The sequence below is a fragment of the Streptomyces sp. NPDC051555 genome (assembly GCF_044454405.1).
In the GTDB taxonomy this organism is placed as follows: domain Bacteria; phylum Actinomycetota; class Actinomycetes; order Streptomycetales; family Streptomycetaceae; genus Streptomyces.
Genome location: NZ_JBITDP010000002.1, coordinates 290,319 through 308,057 on the forward strand (window position 1 = coordinate 290,319; position 17,739 = coordinate 308,057).

The 17,739-nt window shown below is 74.0% G+C and carries 14 protein-coding genes; 12 read left to right on the plus strand and 2 right to left on the minus strand.

Translation table 11 applies throughout. The features are described 5' to 3' along the window. Positions 1 to 17: 17 nt before the first annotated feature. The 4 genes from ACIBEA_RS05765 to ACIBEA_RS05780 are packed head-to-tail and all read left to right on the plus strand — an operon-like array spanning position 18 to position 6,994. Entirely contained in the window at positions 18 to 1,058 is a 1,041-nt protein-coding gene (locus tag ACIBEA_RS05765; RefSeq protein WP_399258350.1) for an alpha/beta fold hydrolase, read from the plus strand. Then, on the plus strand, positions 1,055 to 3,130 hold the full coding sequence (locus ACIBEA_RS05770) for a hypothetical protein (RefSeq protein ID WP_399258352.1): 2,076 nt from the start codon (positions 1,055 to 1,057) through the stop codon (positions 3,128 to 3,130). Before ACIBEA_RS05765 ends, ACIBEA_RS05770 begins: the two co-directional genes overlap by 4 nt. Beyond that, a complete protein-coding gene (locus ACIBEA_RS05775; RefSeq protein WP_399258354.1) occupies positions 3,127 to 4,080 on the plus strand; it encodes an AAA family ATPase in 954 nt (317 codons plus the stop codon). The genes ACIBEA_RS05770 and ACIBEA_RS05775 overlap by 4 nt, the downstream gene beginning before the upstream one ends. Continuing rightward, positions 4,073 to 6,994 (plus strand): TIR-like protein FxsC, encoded by a 2,922-nt coding sequence (locus ACIBEA_RS05780; RefSeq protein WP_399258356.1) that lies wholly within the window; start codon positions 4,073 to 4,075, stop codon positions 6,992 to 6,994. Before ACIBEA_RS05775 ends, ACIBEA_RS05780 begins: the two co-directional genes overlap by 8 nt. 5 nt (positions 6,995 to 6,999) lie before the next feature. Here ACIBEA_RS05780 and ACIBEA_RS05785 read toward each other — a convergent pair whose 3' ends face one another. Continuing rightward, a complete protein-coding gene (locus tag ACIBEA_RS05785) occupies positions 7,000 to 7,953 on the minus strand; it encodes a hypothetical protein (RefSeq protein ID WP_399258358.1) in 954 nt (317 codons plus the stop codon). 91 nt (positions 7,954 to 8,044) lie between these two features. Here ACIBEA_RS05785 and ACIBEA_RS05790 point away from each other — a divergent pair, with 91 nt between their 5' ends. From ACIBEA_RS05790 to ACIBEA_RS05815, 6 genes are all read left to right on the plus strand, one after another. After that, positions 8,045 to 12,274: a S8 family serine peptidase gene (locus ACIBEA_RS05790; RefSeq protein WP_399258360.1), complete on the plus strand. Its 4,230-nt coding sequence runs from the start codon at positions 8,045 to 8,047 to the stop codon at positions 12,272 to 12,274. A gap of 209 nt (positions 12,275 to 12,483) precedes the next feature. Beyond that, positions 12,484 to 12,936: a hypothetical protein gene (locus ACIBEA_RS05795; protein ID WP_399258362.1), complete on the plus strand. Its 453-nt coding sequence runs from the start codon at positions 12,484 to 12,486 to the stop codon at positions 12,934 to 12,936. A 67-nt stretch (positions 12,937 to 13,003) separates the two neighbouring features. Then, the gene (locus ACIBEA_RS05800) at positions 13,004 to 13,462 is read left to right on the plus strand and encodes an RICIN domain-containing protein (protein ID WP_399258364.1); all 459 of its coding nucleotides are present in this window, start codon (positions 13,004 to 13,006) and stop codon (positions 13,460 to 13,462) included. 160 nt (positions 13,463 to 13,622) lie between these two features. Further along, on the plus strand, positions 13,623 to 14,627 hold the full coding sequence (gene dhaK / locus ACIBEA_RS05805) for a dihydroxyacetone kinase subunit DhaK (RefSeq protein ID WP_399258366.1): 1,005 nt from the start codon (positions 13,623 to 13,625) through the stop codon (positions 14,625 to 14,627). A gap of 72 nt (positions 14,628 to 14,699) precedes the next feature. Continuing rightward, on the plus strand, positions 14,700 to 15,317 hold the full coding sequence (dhaL, locus tag ACIBEA_RS05810) for a dihydroxyacetone kinase subunit DhaL (RefSeq protein WP_399259040.1): 618 nt from the start codon (positions 14,700 to 14,702) through the stop codon (positions 15,315 to 15,317). Further along, positions 15,314 to 15,742: a PTS-dependent dihydroxyacetone kinase phosphotransferase subunit DhaM gene (locus ACIBEA_RS05815; RefSeq protein ID WP_399258368.1), complete on the plus strand. Its 429-nt coding sequence runs from the start codon at positions 15,314 to 15,316 to the stop codon at positions 15,740 to 15,742. Before dhaL ends, ACIBEA_RS05815 begins: the two co-directional genes overlap by 4 nt. Before the next feature lie 44 nt (positions 15,743 to 15,786). On the opposite strand, the gene ACIBEA_RS05820 is transcribed toward ACIBEA_RS05815, so the two are convergent. Continuing rightward, on the minus strand, positions 15,787 to 16,170 hold the full coding sequence (locus ACIBEA_RS05820; protein WP_399258370.1) for an RNA-binding S4 domain-containing protein: 384 nt from the start codon (positions 16,168 to 16,170) through the stop codon (positions 15,787 to 15,789). A gap of 128 nt (positions 16,171 to 16,298) precedes the next feature. On the opposite strand from ACIBEA_RS05820, the gene ACIBEA_RS05825 reads away from it, so the two are divergent. Next, positions 16,299 to 16,694 (plus strand): molybdopterin-binding protein, encoded by a 396-nt coding sequence (locus tag ACIBEA_RS05825; protein WP_399258372.1) that lies wholly within the window; start codon positions 16,299 to 16,301, stop codon positions 16,692 to 16,694. Between the two features lie 169 nt (positions 16,695 to 16,863). Further along, on the plus strand, positions 16,864 to 17,691 hold the full coding sequence (gene modA / locus ACIBEA_RS05830) for a molybdate ABC transporter substrate-binding protein (protein ID WP_399258374.1): 828 nt from the start codon (positions 16,864 to 16,866) through the stop codon (positions 17,689 to 17,691). The last annotated feature ends 48 nt before the right edge of the window (positions 17,692 to 17,739 follow it).

A 17,739-nucleotide genomic window follows, 5' to 3' on the forward strand; every position in this document is an offset into this window, starting at 1 on the left:
TACCAGGGGAGGGTCCGATGCGGCCACGGCTGGTGTTCGTCCACGGAATCGGCGGACCGCGCGATCCGGAAGGTGAACGCGTCGCGTGGGCCCGGGCGTTGGCCGAGGGCATGCGGGCGGCCGGGCACGCCGCAGCGGCGGCCGCACTGGTCTCCGGCGAGGCGGTCGAGTGTGCGTTCGCGTACTACGGCGACCTCTTCGACCAGGCGCAGGCCCAGGGCGCCGGGGACCTGGGTGCCGGGGATCCGGGGGCCGGTGCGGACGCGGCCACGGACGCGGTCCTGGCGGAGCTGCTGGTCGCCTGGGTGGAGCACCTGACGGAGGCGGCGGACGCGGACGAGCTCCGGATCCTCGACCACGCCCGGGCGGAGGCCGCTCCCAGGGCGCAGGAGCAGGGCGGCGGGCAGGTCGTACGCCGGGCGCTCAACGTGGCCACCACGGTGCTGGCGCTGCGGCCGTGGAGCGGCGCCGGGCGCTGGATCACCCCCAAGGTGATGGTCAGTCATCTTGCCCAGGTCGCGCGCTACTTGGCTCGCGGCGAATCCGGCGCGGATGGCGCCGGCCTCGACCGGCGCATCCGCACCCGGGTCGCCGAGGCCGTGGGGGACGGCCCGGCGGTCGTCGTGGCGCACTCCCTCGGGTCGGTCGTCGCACTGGAGGCGCTCCACGAACACCCCTCATCCGTACCGTTGTTCGTCACGATCGGCTCCCCCCTCACCATGCGGACGGCCGTGTGGCCCCGGCTCGTCCCGCAGCCCGCGGTCGTGCCCGAGGGGGTCGGCGAGTGGCTGAACTTCTGGGACCGCGACGACGTCCTCGCCGTCCGGCCGCGGCTGGAGCGGGACGTACGGGGCAACTCCGCAGGCGTCGTACCGCAGTCCCGCCGGGTCGACTCGGACGGCGTCTGGGTGCACTCCGCCGAGAAGTACCTCGCGCAACCGGCCGTCGCCGGACCCGTCGCCCAGGCGCTGGCCCGGCTCGCACGCCCGGTTTCGGACGTGGACGTGGGCGTGGACGTGGGCGTGGACGCGGGCACGGACGGCGGGCAGCCCTGGTGAGACGCCGCCGGGCCGGGCGGCGCCACGTCCTGGTGATCGCACCGCAGTGCCCCTCGATGGTCCGGCTGACCTCGTTGGAGGACGCGGCCGCCGGGCTGTACGGGGCACTGGCCGACGCCTCGCTCGGCGCCTGCGAACCCGGGCTGCCGGCCGGGCGCCGCTCCCTGATCAGCGGTGACGACCTGACCAGCGCGGCCCTCGTGGAGAGCGTGGGCGCCGCCATCGACCACGCGGCCGAGCACCGCGCGACCCTCGTCCTCGCCTTCCTCGGGCACGGCTTCGCCGCCGGGCGCACCAGCACCCTGCACCTCATGTGCGCCGACTCCACCGACGACCTGCGGCACGGCTCGGTGAACATCGGCGAGCTGCTGGTGCGGGCCGCTGACCACCCCGGTGTCGACGGCGTGCTCGGCATCGTCGACACCTGCCACGCCGCCGGAGCGCCGCCCGCGGTGGCGGACCTGGCCGGGGGCGCCAGGGGCGGCCGGGCCCGGCTGGGGCTGCTGATGGCCTCCTCCCTCGGACAGCCCGCCGTCGACCTCGCCTTCTCCCGGAGCCTGACCGCCGTCCTGCGGGAGGGCCTCCCCGGCATCGGGGCCACCCTCGGCGTGGCCGCCACCCGTGAGGCGCTGCGCGGCCTCCTGGTCGGGCAGAACGTCTCCGGGTTCGACTACGACGCGGACGGCGCGGCCGACGAACCACTGTGGATCGCCCGCAACGCCCGGGTCCGGCAGGGGTTGTTGGGCGGCTTCGGCGGGGTGCTCGCCGGGGAGGAACTCACCGAGGCGCTCGCCGCCCTGGATCCCGCGATGCCCGTGCCGGACGGCGCCCCGGACGTGCGGGCGGCCCTGCACTGTCGCGTCGAGCTGCTGCGCCACCCGCCCGGCCCCCGGCGCGAGCGGGCGCTGCGCGGCCTCGACGGACTCCTCGTGGCGGTCCGCACGGTCGATTTCATCCGGAGCTGGCTCGGCGCCGACCTGACCACCGCCCGGCTGCGGCACACCCTGTACAGCATGCTGGCGGCCGAGGGACGGCTCCCCGCGGCCGGCGCCCCGCACCTCACCGACGTCGGCATCATCGACGAACTGGTCTTCAACCACCCGGACACCGAACGGGACGGCAGGCGGGACCTCGCCCGCTTCGTCACGCTCCTCGCCCAGGTCTGCGGCCGGGACCCGGGCGACCCCGAACTGCGCGCCTGGGCCGCGCGGATCGAGGCTCCCGTCGAGGTCAACGACGCCATCGAGCACACCGCCCGGCGCGCGGCCGGCCAGCGGCTCGGCCTCGTCGTCAGCCTGCACTCCTCCCTGATCGGGGACTGGCCCGAAGTCCTCGACGGCTGGCTGCTCCTGGACGGTTCGGTCATCCACCACGAGCAGTTCCCCAGCGACACCGCGGACCGCACGGGCGCCGAGAACGCCGTCGAGGAGGCCGTCCTGTGGGCCGAGGAGCACGCCCGCACCCTCGAACTCCCCCTCAGACGGCTGGACCTGGCCGTGCCGAGCGGGCCGTTGCTGACCTGGCGGCCCGAAGAGGCGGGCGCTGCCATGCTCCTGGGCATCCGGTACGACGTGCACCTGCACTGGAGCAGTCGGCTCACCCCCGACGCGGCGCTGCGCAGCATCGAGCCGGTGGTCGCCGCGCGGTGGGAGTCGATCGCCGAGTGCCGGGGGAGCACGCCCGTGGACTGGCTCGCACACGAGGACCTGCTCGACGCTGCGCGGCTGCGCGGGCACCTGCGGGTCGGGCGCTACGCCCGCGGGATCGGCCTCAGCCGCCATCCCGGCGCCGACGCGCGGCTGATGGAGACGCTGCTCGCCTACACCCCGGTGCTGCTGTGGCCGGACAGCGCCGCGGGCTTCCCCGAGGAGCGGCGCGCCGTCCTCGACCGTGACTGGTGGGCCATGCCGGGCGCCCTGGCGCACGCCTATCGCCAACGGTGGCGCGGTGTCGACGGCGCGGACCTGGCCGATCTGCGCGCCGTCTGGGACGACGAGCAGTGGCTGCGCTTCTGCCGCCTCCTGCGGACGGCGCCCCTGCCCGTCCGCGACCGAGCCGAGGGGACCCCATGACCTGGGACGCGTACTACCGGGGTGACGGCGTGCCGAGGCCCGCCGCCGCCCTCCCCGCACCGCCGCCGTGGCGGACCTTCCCGATCCCGTCGTCGGCCGGGGTGTTCCGGCCGCCGGCGGGGCTGACCGACGCCGTGAACGCGGCCCTGGCGCTGCGCCGGCCGCTGTTGATCACCGGCGGCCCGGGCACCGGGAAGTCCACGGTGATCGAGCAGGTGGCCGCCGAGCTGGACCTGGGGCCCGTACTGCGCTGGCACGTCACCTCGCGCAGTACGCTCGCGGACGCCCTGTACCGCTACGACGCGCTCGGCCGCATCCACGCGCACCGGCTCCAGCAGGAGAAGGCCCGGGCCGGGGGCGAGGCGGGCGCGGACGACATCGCCGCCTTCTTGACCCTCGGTCCGCTGGGCACCGCGCTGCTGCCCTCGCCCCGGCCGCGCGCGCTGCTCATCGACGAGATCGACAAGGCCGACCTGGACCTGCCCGGGGACCTCCTCGACGTGCTGGAGCGCGGTGAGTTCCGCGTCAACGAGCTGATGCGCGAGGAGCAGGACCGGGCGCTGGTGCGGGTCTGGGAGAGCGGGGCGCGCCACCTCGTGGAGGACGGGCACGTGCAGTGCACCGAGTTCCCCTTCATCGTGATGACGAGCAACGGCGAACAGGAGCTGCCGGCCCCCTTCTTGCGCCGCTGCGTGCGCTACACCATGCCCAAGCCGACCGCCGAGCTGATCCGCGGCGTCGTGCGGGGCCACCTGGGTCTGGAGGTCGGCGACGCGGGTCCGGCGGCCGAGCTGGTGGACGGCTTCGTGCGGCGGGTCGCGGCGGGCGAGAGCGTGGCCGTCGACCAACTCCTGGGCACCCTGCACCTCTTGGACGGCCCGGTCCGGATGGCGGACGCCGAGCGGGAGAAGCTGATCGCGCTCCTGATGCGGGACCTCTCGGGTGCCTGACGTCCCCGCGCCGCCGCGGGTCCCGGTCCCGGACCGTGATGGCGACCCCCTGGCGGCCGTCACGGGGGCCCTGCACGGGCTCGGCCGGGGGCTGGACGGGCTCTCGATCGCCGAACTGCTGTGGCTGGCGGCGACGGCCGGGCGACACGACCCGGCGGCGAGCGCCCCGACCGCCCCCGGCGCCCCGGCTCCCGACGCCGCCGCGGACCCGGGGCCGACAGCCGTCGACGCGCGCGAACGGATCGGGCGCCGGCCGGGCCTCGGCGTGTACGGACCGTCGGCGCCGGGCGGCGCTTCGCTGCCCGCCGGGGAGATGTCGGTGCCCCGCGGCACGGCGCTGCCCCGCGCCCGGGAGCTCGCCCGCGCGCTGCGGCCGCTGCGCCGGGTCTGGCCCGCGGGCCGCGGATCGCGGCTGGACGTCGGGGAGACGGTCGCGGGATACGCCCGTAGCGGGGAGCTGCTGCCCGCCTTCCGACCCGCCCCGGAGCGCTGGTTCGACCTGACCGTGGTGCTCGACCGGTCCGCGACCATGGCCGTCTGGCAGGACACGGGCGCCGAGTTGCTGAAGGTGCTGGCCTCGACGGGGGCGTTCCGCACGCTCCGGGTCCGGGAGGCCGCCTCCTGGCCGCCGGTCGCCGCCACCGGCCCGGGTGCGGGCGCGGGCGCGGGCGGCCTCGGCAGCGCCGGCGCCCCCTCGTCGCGGCCCCGGCGGCTGGTCCTCGTCTTCTCCGACTGCGTGTCCGGCGCCGGGGGCGAGCGCGCCTTCTGGGACCGGCTGCGCGGTTGGGCCGCGGCCACCCCCACCGTGCTGGTGAACCCGCTGCCGGCGCGGATCTGGCGGCACAGCGGCCTCGACCTCCCGGCGGTGCGGGTCACCCCGCCCGGCGCCCCGGGCGCGCGCAACCCCGCGCTGCGGTTCGCGGTCCCCCCGCTGGCGGAGCAGGCGTACGGGCCGTCGGAGGAGGGCGCGCCCTGCGGCGGGCACCGTGACGCCTGGCTGCCGCTGCCCGTCGTCGGCCTGACCCCGCGCGCCGTCTCCCGCTGGGCCCGCACGCTGATGCGGGGCGACCCGGACGGCTGCGAGGCGGTGCTGCTCCCCGGGCCGGGGCTGGCCGCCCCGGCGCCCGCCGCGCCGGAGGAAGGGCCCGCCGACGCCGCGCGGTCGGCCGAGGCGTTCCTGCGCCGGGCCTCGACGCCGGCCGTCCGGCTCGCGGTGCTCTGCTCGGCGTACCCGCAGTTGTACACCGGCCTGCTCCACGTGATCCGGCAGGAACTCGTCCCGGAGGCCTCGGCGGCCGATCTGGCCGAGGTCGTCGTCGGCGGGCTGTTCCTCGTCGAGGCGCAGGAGGCCGGGGCGGGAGCGGGAGCCGGGCTGGGCGGGCCGGTGCTCCGCTTCCGGGAGGGCGTGCGCGCACACCTGGCGCCGCGGCTCGGCGCCCGGGACGCGCTGCGCACCCGGGAGGTGCTCACCCGTTTCGTCGCCGCGCACGCCGCGGCCGCAGGCCGCTTCCCGGCGCTCGTGCCCGACGCGGCGGGGGCCGCCGGGATCGCCCCCGGGGCAGAACCGTTCGCCCGCGCGTCCGACCGTACCTTGCGCGACCTCGGGGCCGGGGCCTCCGCCGCCGCCCATGTGCTGCTGAGCGCGACGGGGCAGGTCGAACCGTCTCCTGACCGACCGTACTTCTTCCTGAGTTACGCGCACACACCACGTCTCGGTTCACGGGCCACCGACTCGAACCGGTGGGTGGAGCGCTTCTTCCGCGATCTCTGCGACGAGGTGATGGCCCTCGCGGACCTGCCCGCGGGCGGGCCCGCCGGATTCATGGACCGACAGATGGAGGCCGGGGAGCGGTGGGCCGACCGGTTGAGCGAAGTGCTGTCCACCTGCCGGGCGTTCGTGCCGCTCTACTCCCCCCGGTACTTCACCAGCGAGACCTGTGGCAAGGAGTGGTACGCCTTCGCCCAGCGGTCCGTCTTCCAACGCGCGCGCGACACCGAGGCGGTTCAGGCCGTCGTGCCCGCGGTCTGGGTACCGGTACCGCCAGGGCAGATGCCCCGCCCGGCGCAGCAACTCCACTTCGATTCGCGGTCCTTCGGGGAGCGCTACGCGACCGACGGGCTGTACGGGCTGATCCGGCTCCGCTCGAACGCGCAGGAGTACCGGCAGGTGGTGCACCAGTTGGCCGCGCGGATCGTCACGGTGGCCGAGTCCGCACCCCTCGCCCCCGGCAAGACGGTCGACTACCTCCGGGCACCGTCCGCGTTCAGGTCGTTCACACAGGCCGAGGAGAGCCTGCGGATCGCCGTGGTGGCCCCGACCCTGCACGACCTGCCCCAGGGGCGCGACCCCCGCTACTACGGCGCCGTGCCCGATCGCTGGAACCCCTACCACCCCGACTCCCGCCGGCCCCTCGTGGACGTGGCCACCGACCTCGCCTTCCACCTCAACGACCAGGTGGACGCCTCCACCCTGGACGCCGAGGTCGCCCGGGTGGAGCGCTCCGGCCCCTCCACCGGACCGCTGGTCCTGCTCGTGGACCCCTGGGCGCTCAGCGTGCCGCGGCTGCGCTCCGCACTGATCGCCCTGCGGGAGGCCCGGGAGCCGGGAACCGTCGTCCTGGTCCCCTGGAGCCGCCAGGACGAGCAGAACCACAACGCGCGCACGAGCCTCCTCAGCGCGCTGTACGACCTGCTGCCCTCCCCGTGGTACGGGCCCCACGGCCACCTTTCCGAGAGCTTCCGCGGCCTGGTCACCCTGGAGGACTTCGGCGCCGCGGTGCCCGGGGCCGTGGAGGACGCCTACGCCGCCTATCTGGACCACACGCTCGCGGACCCCCCGCCGGACACCTCCGCGGGACCCCCGGTGCACCGCCCCCGCCTGGGCGGAGGCGGCAGCACCCCGGAACTCGAATAGGGCGATCAGATCCAGCCGCGGCGGGCCGCGACGACCCCGGCCTGGAAGCGGTTCACCGCGCCCAGGAGTTCGTGGAGGTGGCTCATGCGCCGGCGCATGGTGCGCACGGACCAGCCGAGCTGACGGGCTATGGCCTCGTCCTTGAGGCCGCTGACCAGCAGGGTGAGCACCAGCCGGTCCTCCTCGCCCAACGGGTCCTCGGCGGGGGCGTCGAGCGGCAGGGCCTGCTTCCAGCACAGTTCCCAGTAGTCGGTGAGGGCGTCCAGCAGGCTGGAGGGGCGGATGACCGCGGCGCGCACGCCGTCGAGGTCCAAGGAGAGCGGCATCAGCGCCAGCCGGCGGTCCGCGATGGCCAGTTTGATCCGCAGGCCCGGCATCACCCGGGCCTGTTCGCCGCGGCGCACCAGTCCGCGGATGTCTTCGAGCACCCCCGGCCACTCCAACGCCTCCGGTGCGTAGACCGCGCGGTAGCGCACGCCGCGCCCCAGCGCGGTGCTCTCCACCGGGTTGGAGGTGGTCAGTGCGTACGGCGGCCGGTCCAGTGTCATGACGTCCTCGCGCGCCTCCTGCTGGAGGCGGACGAACCAACGCCCGAGCGCCTCGCGGCCGGTGGCGATCTCCACCTCGTCCTCCCCGGCGGTGCCGGCCTGGGCCGCCGCGAAGAGGCGGGACAGCTCGCCCGCCACCGCACGGACCCTGTCCAGCTCCGCGGCCCTGGTGCGCACCAGGGACTCGACCGCGGCCCCCGGCTCGATCGCCGCGTACCGGCGGCGGACGCCCGCGAGCCGCCCGACCAGACCCTGATCGTGCAGCCGGTCCAGCGCCCTGGCGGCGCGCAGCGGTGAGCAGCCGAGGTCGGCGGCGAGTTCGATCGGCGCCGCTGTACGACGGGTCAACACGGCGCGGTAGACGCTCTCGTCGAACGGATCGATGCCGGCGGCGGTGAGATCGTTCGTCATATGCGGATACTGGCCCACTTGTGCCACCGGCAGCAATGGGCCGCCAGGATCCGTTGTACGGAGAGTGACTTCGGGGCTAGGACTTCTCCCCATGGCCAAGAACCCACGAAGAAGCCGACGCCTGGTGGCCGTCACGGTCACCACCGTCGCGCTCGCCGGGACGCTCACCGCGATGCCCGCCACCGCGAACGCGACCGCGACGTCATCCGACCCGAACCAGCGGGTCATCGTCGAACTGTCCGGGGACGCCGCCGTCATGGCCGCCCCCGGCGGCTCGCTCACCTCCCTGACCGCCGGCGCCGCCTCCACCGTCGGTGCCGCCCGACGGGCCCTGGAGGCACGGCAGGACGCATTCCTCTGGACGGTGCGGGGGGCAGGGCTGCACCCCGCCTCGCACCGCAAACTCGGCCTGCTCGTCAACGCCGTGGCGATGACGGTGCCCGCCTCCGAGACGGCGCGGCTGGCCGCGCTTCCGGGCGTCACCGCCGTCCGGCCCGACACCCGGATACAGCTGCGCACGGACGTCAGCGTGCCGCTGACCGGCGCGCCCGAGGTCTGGAAGCGCGCGGACCCGGCCGGGGTGAAGGCCACCGGCAAGGGCACCGTCGTCGCGGTCCTGGACAGCGGCGTGGACTACGGCCACCCCGACCTGGGCGGCGGCTTCGGCAAGGGGCACAAGGTCGTCGGCGGCTTCGACTTCGCCAATGGCGACGACGACCCGATGGACGACAACGGTCACGGCACCCACGTCGCGGGCATCATCGCGGGCAAGGCGGCCTCGAAGGGAGGCGTCACCGGCATGGCGCCGGACGCCAGTCTGCTGGCCTACAAGGTCACCGGCGCCGACGGCAGCGGCTACACCTCCGACATCATCGCCGGCATCGAGGCGGCGGCCGACCCGGCGGGCCCCCACCCGGCCGACGTCATCAACATGAGCCTCGGCGGCCCCGGCGACGGCACCGACCCGCTGGGCCGCGCGGCGACGGCCGCCGTGCGGGCCGGAGTGGTCGTCGTCGCCGCGGCGGGCAACGACGGGCCCGGCAGCGGGACCGTCAACACCCCGGCGTCGGCCGATGGCGTCATCGCGGTCGGCGCCTCCACCAGCGGGGTGCGGATGCCCAGCGCCTACCTGGCGGGCAAGGAGCCCGAACTGATCCAGACATACCGGGGCATCCTGTCTGCGAACCCGCCCCGGGAGCCGGTCACCGCGCCGCTCGTCGACGTCGGCGCGGGCACCGCCGAGGACTGGAAGCGGGTCGGTGACGTACGGGGCAAGATCCTGCGGGCCGACATCCTCGTCCCGCCCAGTACGGAGGTCCTGAGCGGGAACGACATCGACTGGGCGCGCGAGGCCGAGAAGCGCGGCGCGCTCGCCGTGCTCGGCGGTCTCCCGCAGAACAGCGGACCCGTGCTCGCCGCCACCCCGGGAACGGTCGACGCCACGGCGACCCCCGCCCGCCCCGATCTCACCGGGACCGCCGCCTCCGGTGACTCGTTGCGCATGGACCGCCTGGTCGTCATGGGCATCGACACGACCCAGTACGCCCAGCTGAGCCGTCGACTGGCCGCCGGCAAGGTGTCCGTCACCCTGCGCGGCAGCGACTCCACCGACGAGATCGCCTCATTCTCCTCGCGCGGACCCGGCACCGGCTTCGGCCTCAAGCCCGATCTGGTCGCACCCGGCGTGGAGATCCGCTCCACGATCCCCACCTCGATGTACGAACCCGGCGTCTACCGCATGTCGGGCACCTCGATGGCGAGCCCGCACGTCGCCGGAGCCGCTGCCCTGCTGCGCCAACTGCGCCCGGACCAGGCCCCGGACGCGATCAGGTCCGCACTGGTCGGCACCGCGAAGCAACTCACCGGCACCGGCCCCACCGTCCAGGGGGGCGGACGGCTCGACGTGGCCGCCGCGGCCTCGGCCACCCTGAGCGCCTCCCCGACGGCCGTGTCGTTCGGCCTCGCCGACCTGGCGGAGAAGACCGTCGGCGGCTCCGCGAAGGTACGCCTGGCCAACCCCGGCAAGGAACCGCTGACGGTCACCCTCAGCAGCACCGGGCCCACCACCGTGTCCCCGGCACGGGTCTCCGTCCCCGCCGGGGGGTCCGCGAGCGTCACCGTCACCCTGCGCGCCGACCGCCCGGCCACCGACACCGAGATCAGCGGCCGGATCACGGCCACCCCCGACCGCGGCCCGGCCCTGCGGGTGCCGTACCTGCTCGTCGTCCGGCACCTGGTCGTCCAGGCGTCGCCCGACCCGAGCGACGGCCGCTCCACCGTGCACGTCGCCGCCCCGACCGCCCTGAACGCACCGCCGGAGATCAGGGTGACCCCGCCGCGCGGCAAGCCCTTCACGCTGCCCACCACCATGAACGGCGCGGGCTACTACCAGGCCGACATGACCGGGAAGGCGCCCGGCGCCTACCAACTGGCCGTGCAGGCCAGGAGCACCGACGGCCGGCGGATCACCGGAACCGGCGCCTTCGAGGTCACCCCCACCGACAGCCGCGGCAACCGCTGGGAGCCCATCGGCCCGAACAGCGAGGCCGGCCACCTCGCGCTCTCGCCGGCCCGGCCGAAGCAGGCCGTCGTGACCCAGTTCCGCAAGGCCGCCCCCTGGCTGACCACCGACGGCGGCGCCAACTGGCGCCAGGTGGGCAGGCTGCCGATCGCCGACGGCAACGGCACCGGAGCGGTCGTGGTCGATGCCCACCGCCCCGATCGATGGTGGTACGCCGTGAACACGGCCGCCGACCCCACCCGCCGGGGCACGATCCTGCGCACCGACGACAACGGCCGGACCTGGCGCAAACTCGCCGTGCCCGACGCGCACATCGACGAGTTCGTCGCGGACGAGCAGACCCGCACCCTCGCCGCGATGGTCGGCGGCGCGCTGCTGGTCAGCACGGACGCGGGCGACCACTGGGCGACGTACCCCACCGGCGTGACCGGCGCCGTCCGCGACGCCACCCTCGTCGGCGACACCCTGTATCTGGCGACCTTCGAGGGCGTCTGGCGGATCGACGGCGTCGGCAAGGGCGACCCCGGTGCGGCCCACCTCGTCCTCGACGAGCCGGTGAACACCATCCGCGGCCTGGCGGCCGACTCCACCGTGGTGGCCGCCTACGTCCCCGGTACGGGCGTCCGCGGCTCCTACGACAAGGGCCGCACCTGGTCCACCCTGCTCCCGCTGCCGGAGGGCGGCAACGGACTGTCCGCCTCCGGCGGTGACCTGTACCTGCGCGCGCTGTTCGGCGCCGGGCAGGTGAGCCGCGACCACGGCAGGACCTGGAAGCCCGCGCCCGCCCCCTCCAAGGCCGCCATCCCGATGGACTACGACCGCTGGGCCGACGGCTCGGTGACGGTGTCCAGCGAACAGGACGGCCTGTACCGCGGCTCGGCCGACGCCACCGGCTACAAGAGGATCGGCGTTCAGGGTCTCACCACCTTCGCCCTCGCGGCCAGCGGCGACCAACTGCTCGCCGGAACGGTGAGCGGCACCTACCGCACCACGATCCCCGTCGCCGGCCCCGAGTGGGGCCAGTCCGGGTCGGAGGGCAGGACCGGTCGCCTCACCTCGCACATCGCCGTCTCGCCCAAGGACTCCAAGGTGGTGTGGCAGGTCCGGCGCACCGCGACCGGCCTCTTCGAGGTCTCCCGCAGTGGTGACGCCGGCCGCACCTGGCAGGTGAAGGGCACCTCGGCGGAGATACCGACCTCGATCCTGATCCACCCGGCCGACCCCGACCGGGTGGCCATCAGCTTCAAGAGCATCCTCGGCGACGGGCTGTTCACGACGTCCGACGGCGGCAGGACCTGGAAGAACCTCTTCCACGAGAGGCCCTTCGACGCAATGGCCGGTGACCCGCGCGACCCGCGGCGCCTCTGGCTCGGCAACGTCTCGGGCCTCTACCGCTCGGACGACGGCGGCGTCACGAAGACCAAGGTCGCCGAGGGCCCCGTCTCCGCGATCGTGATGGACGGCCGACGCCTGCTCGTCGGCGGTTCGTCCGTCCGGATCAGCACCGATGACGGCAGGACCTTCCGCACCGCCGACACAGGCCCGCTCGCGGTCCACGTCGCGGACCTGCTGCGGGTCGGCGGAGCGCTCTACGCGGCCACCACCGGCTCGAAGGCATCCGGCCTCGTCCAGGGCGGCCGTGGCGTACTGCGCAGCACCGACAACGGCCTCACCTGGGAGAACGTCTCGAACGGCCTGCAGAACACCGACACCACCAAGCTGGCCGCCGCCCCCGACGGCCGCACCCTCTACGTCGGCACGGTCGACGGCGGGGTCCACCGCCTGACCCTGCGCCGCTGACCGTCCCGCACGTGGCCGGCGGGAACACCTCCCGCCGGCCACGGCGGCCGTCGGCCTTCGGTCGCGTGCGCCGAGAGTCAACGAGTCCCGCACCACGCGTTCAGGGTGCCGATCGATCTCGGTCTAGATTTCGTGACGTCCCAGTGGATGACATGGCCCGATCTCGAGCACCGACAACAGGGGAAATGATGTCAAGCAGGCATGCACGCATGACAGTTGTGACCATGCTCGTCTCCGCGGCCCTGGTCCTCGCGAGTGCGACCGCCGCGCAGGCCGACGGCAAGCACATGTGGCGGCACAAGACGAGCGATGAATGCCTGTTCTTCGCGTACGACGGCAACCAGGCGCCCGTCGACGTGGGCATCCACGGGTGTGGCTTCAACGACCTCTGGAACGAGCAGTACAACGCCAACGACGACACCTATCTGATGCACCCGGGAAACAAGTTGGGCAGCTGCCTGGCGGCGTATTCCAACGATGACGTCTACGTGGAGCCCTGCACCCCGAACAACGACTGGCAGCGCTGGTACCAGCGCTGGACCGGAACGCATTGGAAGCTCCAGCACAAGCAGACCGGCCGCTACCTCGACAGCAACGACTCCAGCGTCTACCTCGGCCCCGGCGGCTGGAACAACGACAACAAGTACCAGCTCTGGTACTGAGGCCTCCCTGAACCGAGGCCGACCGGGTCTCCCTCCGATTTCTGACCGAATAGACGGGGAATCAGACGTGAATATCAAGCGCATGGCACAGGTGGCCGGAACGGCGGCGCTCGCCCCGCTCCTCGTCCTCGCGATGAGCCCCGTGGCCCACGCCGACGGGTTCGTCCACTGGGACCACAAACCGACGAACAAGTGCCTGCAAGTCCACAGGGACTGGAAGGGCAACCCGGACGACGTCTACGTTCAGGAATGCTCCTACGAACCCTTTTACGACGTGCACCTGGGCGACGGGAGCTGGCTGGAGAAGGACCGGTCCAAGCAGGACTACTGCATGACGGCCTACACCGACCACGACGTCTACATGGAGCCGTGCAGCGGCAACAATTACCAGCGCTGGGACGAGATCGACACCGGCGCGGGCTGGAAGCTGCGGAACCGTCAGACACAGGAATGCCTCGACAGCAACGGAACCTCCGTATACATGCACGAGTGCAATACCGGCAACCAGTGGCAGCTCTGGGTCTGACCCGCTCCCCCCTCGCACCCACGCCTCCGCCCGTAGGGAGAGCCACGCCCGGGACCCCGCCCGCCTGTCGCCGCGGGGCGGGGTCCCCTACCGTCGAGGGCACCAAGGACCACCGAGATCGACAGCCGGGAATCCCTGTCGACCCCACCGGGAGATGCGCATGAAGATGCTGATCAACAGTCCGGAGACCGTCGTCGCCGACGCGCTGCGGGGGATGGCCGCCGCCCATCCCGAGCTGGAGGTGGACGTGGAGCGGCGGATCGTCGTGCGCCGGGACGTGCGCGGGGGCGGACGGGTCGGGGTGGTCTCGGGCGGCGGGTCCGGGCACGAGCCGCTGCACGCCGGGTTCGTGGGGTACGGCATGCTGTCGGCGGCCTGCCCCGGGGAGGTGTTCACCTCGCCCGTGCCCGACCAGATGCTGCGGGCCGCGACCGCCGTGGACAGCGGGCAGGGGGTGCTGTTCGTCGTCAAGAACTACACGGGGGACGTCCTCAATTTCGAGATGGCCGCCGAGCTCGCCGAGGAGGACGGGCTCCGGATCGAGCAGGTCCTGGTCAACGACGACGTCGCGGTCACCGACAGCCTGCACACGGCCGGTCGGCGCGGCACCGGCGCCACCCTCTTCGTCGAGAAGATCGCCGGGGCGGCGGCCGAGGAGGGTGCGCCGCTGGACCGGGTCGCGGCGCTCGCCCGGCGCGTGAACGCGTCCTCGCGCAGCTTCGGCGTCGCACTGACCCCCTGCAGCACCCCCGCCAAGGGCGGCCCGACCTTCACCCTGCCGGAGGGCGAGCTCGAACTGGGCATCGGCATCCATGGCGAGCCCGGGCGGGAGCGGCGCCCGATGATGAGCGCGCGGGAGATCGCGGAGGTGGCGGTGGAGGCCGTGCTGCGGGAGCTGGACGAGGTGGGCCCGATCGGCGGGCCGGTGCTCGCGCTGGTCAACGGGTTGGGCGCGACACCGCTGTTGGAGCTGTACGGCTTCCACGCCGAGGTGGCGCGGGTACTGGCGGAGCGCGGCGTGCCCGTGGCCCGCGCCCTGGTCGGCAACTACGTCACGGCCCTGGACATGGCGGGGTGTTCGGTCACCCTGTGCCGCGCCGACGAGGAGTTGCTGCGGCTGTGGGACGCGCCCGTGCAGACCACCGCACTGCGCTGGGGTCGTTGACCCCGCGAAGTAGGCTGCGGGGAAGGCAGGCTGACGGGCGATCGACTGCGAGGAGATCCGGTGCGTGACGTGGTGCGGGACGCGGAGTTCTTCGGGCGCTGGATGGCCGCGACGGCCGTCTCGGTGGAGCGCGAGGCGGACCGGTTGACGGAGCTGGACTCCCCCATCGGCGACGCCGACCACGGCAGCAATCTGCTGCGCGGTTTCCTGGCGGTACGCGCCGAGATCGACGCCCAGCGGCCGCCCTCGCCCGGAGCCGTGCTCCAGCTGGCCGGGCGGACCCTGATCGGCGTGGTGGGCGGCGCCTCCGGCCCGCTCTACGGCACCCTGCTGCGGCGCACCGGCAAGGAACTCGGCGACGCCGCCGAGGTCTCGGACGAGGAGCTGCGCAAGGCGCTGTACGCGGGGGTGGGTGCGGTCGCCCAGCTGGGCGGGGCCGCCCCGGGCGACAAGACGATGCTGGACGCGCTGGTACCGGGGGTCGCGGAGCTGAGTACGTCGTACCGCGCGGCGGCGGCGGCCGCGGAGGGCGGCGCGCTGGCGACCGTACCGCTCCAGGCCCGCAAGGGCCGGGCGAGCTACCTGGGCGAGCGGAGCATCGGGCACCAGGATCCGGGCGCCACCTCGGCCGCCCTGCTGCTCCGCGCGCTCGCGGAGACGGCGGACGGTCCGGCGGAGGAGGGGCAGTGAGCGGGGACGGGGGCGCGGCGCTCGTCGGGATCGTGCTGGTGTCGCACAGCGCGGCGGTCGCCCGGTCGGTGGCGGAGCTGGCCCGCGGCCTGGCCGCGGGCGGCTCCGCCGCCCCGGTGGCCGCCGCGGGCGGCGTGCCCGACGGCACGTCCGACGGCGCGCTGGGCACGAGCGCCGAGCTGATCGTGGCGGCGGCCCGGTCGGTGGACCGGGGTGCCGGGGTGGCGCTGATCGCGGACCTCGGCAGCTCGGTGCTGACCGTCAAGGCGCTGCTGCTGGACGAAGAGCTGCCACCGGGCTCGCGGCTGCTGGACGCGCCGTTCCTGGAGGGCGCGGTGGCGGCGGTGGTAACCGCGTCGACCGGGGCCCCGCTGGAGGCCGTGGCCGCGGCGGCGGGCGAGGCGTACGACTACCGGAAGGCGTGACCCCCGGCCCCGCCCCGCCCTTCATACACCGTCCAACCCGAGCCTCAGCGGCCCCGCAGGCCTTCGATCTCGCGGCGCTCGCGCTTGGTGGGACGGCCCGCGCCCCGGTCCCGGATGCCCACGACGGCCGCCTCGACGGGGGTGGGCGGCGGCGGGCTGTTGTCCGTCAGGCACTCGGCGGCGACGGGCGCGCCGACCCGCTTCGTGACGGCGCGGCGGACCACGACGATCCGCTCGCGCCCGGCGTGGAAGAGCCGCACCTCGTCGCCCGCACCGACCGCCTGGGCCGGCTTGGCGCGTTCGCCGTTGACCTTCACGTGCCCCGCCCGGCAGGCGGCCGCCGCGAGCGAGCGGGTCTTGGTCAGCCGTACCGACCAGATCCAGCTGTCCACCCGTGCCGTTCCCGTTGCCGTTCCCTCATCAGCCATGCGTCGACTCTATCGACCCGGCCGCCCCGCGCGGAGTTCGTCGGATGCAACAATCCGCATGGCATCTGCCATGTAGGTCATCCCAATGAAGTTGCAAACGCGGCGGATGCGCCCCTACCTTGTCGCACATGCAGTCCTACACCATCGGGCAGGCCGCGCGCTTGCTCGGCGTCAGCCCCGACACCGCTCGCCGCTGGGCCGATGCCGGCAGGGTCGCGACCCATCGCGACGAGGGCGGCCGGCGACTCATCGACGGCCGCGACCTCGCGGCCTTCTCCGTAGAGGTGGGTCAAGGCGCCCACCTGGAGGACACCGAGCCGTACACCTCCGCCCGCAACGCCTTCCCGGGGATCGTGACCGCCGTCAAGCTCGGCGACGTCGCGGCCCAAGTCGAGATCCAGGCCGGTCCCCACCGCCTGGTCTCCCTGCTCACCCGGGAGGCCGTCGAGGAGCTGGGGCTGGAGGTCGGCATGCAGGCCACCGCCCGCGTGAAGTCCACCAGCGTCCACATCGACCGCACCTGACGGCCGGCGCACGGCACCGCACCGCGTACCGCTCGTACGCACGGCGCCACCGCACGACCGCACCACCGCACCACCGCACCACCGCACCACCGCACGTTCTATCGTCCGCGCCTCCACCCGCTCCGCCGTCACCGGCGCGGGTCCTTGCCAGACCCGAGGAGCTGTATCCATGTTCTCCCCCAGCATCAACCGTCGCCGCGCCGCCGCCGCCGTACTGGGCGCCGCCCTGCTCGTCCCGCTGACCGCCTGCGGCAAGGACGAGGCGAAGAAGCCCGCCGCCGACGGCGCGAGCGCGAGCGCCTCCGGCTCCCCCTCGGCCGCCGCGCCGAAGGCCGCCAACCTGACGGTCCTGGCCGCTTCCTCGCTGACCGACGTCTTCAAGACGGCCGGCGCCGCGTACGAGAAGGCCCGCCCCGGAACGAAGATCACCTTCTCCTTCGCCGGTTCGCAGGAACTGGCCGCCCAGGTCAAGCAGGGCGCTCCGGCCGACGCGCTGGTCACCGCCGACACCAAGACCATGGACGGCCTCAAGGCCGAGGTCGACGCCCCGAAGGTGATCGCGAAGAACCGCCTGGTCATCGCCGCGGGCAAGGGCAACCCCTTCAAGATCGCGGCCCTCAAGGACCTCGCGGACACCAAGATCAAGGTGGTCCTCGCGGCCCCCGAGGTCCCGGTCGGCCGCTACAGCAAGCAGATCCTCGACGCGCAGAAGATCGAGGTGAAGCCGGTCTCGCAGGAGCCGAACGTCCGCGCCGTGCTGAGCAAGGTCGAGCTGGGCGAGGCCGACGCCGGTCTCGTCTACAAGACGGACTCCATCAAGTCCGGTGACAAGATCACGACCGTCGACATCCCGGACGAGCAGAACGCCGTCGCGTCCTACCCGGCCGCCGGCCTCAAGGGTTCCAAGAACGCCGAGGCCGCGGCCGCCTTCGTGGCGTGGCTGAGCACTCCCGAGGCGCAGAAGATCCTGCAGGATGCCGGTTTCCAGCAGGCGTAGTCGCCGGCGCCCCGCTCCGACGGGGCGCCGACCGGGCGCGCGGGGGAG

Bases quoted from the DNA above. Each gene is read 5' to 3' on its own strand.
- ACIBEA_RS05785 (WP_399258358.1), bottom strand. From the start codon at position 7,953: ATGACGAACGATCTCACCGCCGCCGGCATCGATCCGTTCGACGAGAGC.
- ACIBEA_RS05795 (WP_399258362.1), top strand. From the start codon at position 12,484: ATGACAGTTGTGACCATGCTCGTCTCCGCGGCCCTGGTCCTCGCGAGT.
- ACIBEA_RS05775 (WP_399258354.1), top strand. From the start codon at position 3,127: ATGACCTGGGACGCGTACTACCGGGGTGACGGCGTGCCGAGGCCCGCC.
- dhaK (WP_399258366.1), top strand. From the start codon at position 13,623: ATGAAGATGCTGATCAACAGTCCGGAGACCGTCGTCGCCGACGCGCTG.
- ACIBEA_RS05765 (WP_399258350.1), top strand. From the start codon at position 18: ATGCGGCCACGGCTGGTGTTCGTCCACGGAATCGGCGGACCGCGCGAT.
- ACIBEA_RS05825 (WP_399258372.1), top strand. From the start codon at position 16,299: ATGCAGTCCTACACCATCGGGCAGGCCGCGCGCTTGCTCGGCGTCAGC.
- modA (WP_399258374.1), top strand. From the start codon at position 16,864: ATGTTCTCCCCCAGCATCAACCGTCGCCGCGCCGCCGCCGCCGTACTG.
- ACIBEA_RS05820 (WP_399258370.1), bottom strand. From the start codon at position 16,170: ATGGCTGATGAGGGAACGGCAACGGGAACGGCACGGGTGGACAGCTGG.
- ACIBEA_RS05790 (WP_399258360.1), top strand. From the start codon at position 8,045: ATGGCCAAGAACCCACGAAGAAGCCGACGCCTGGTGGCCGTCACGGTC.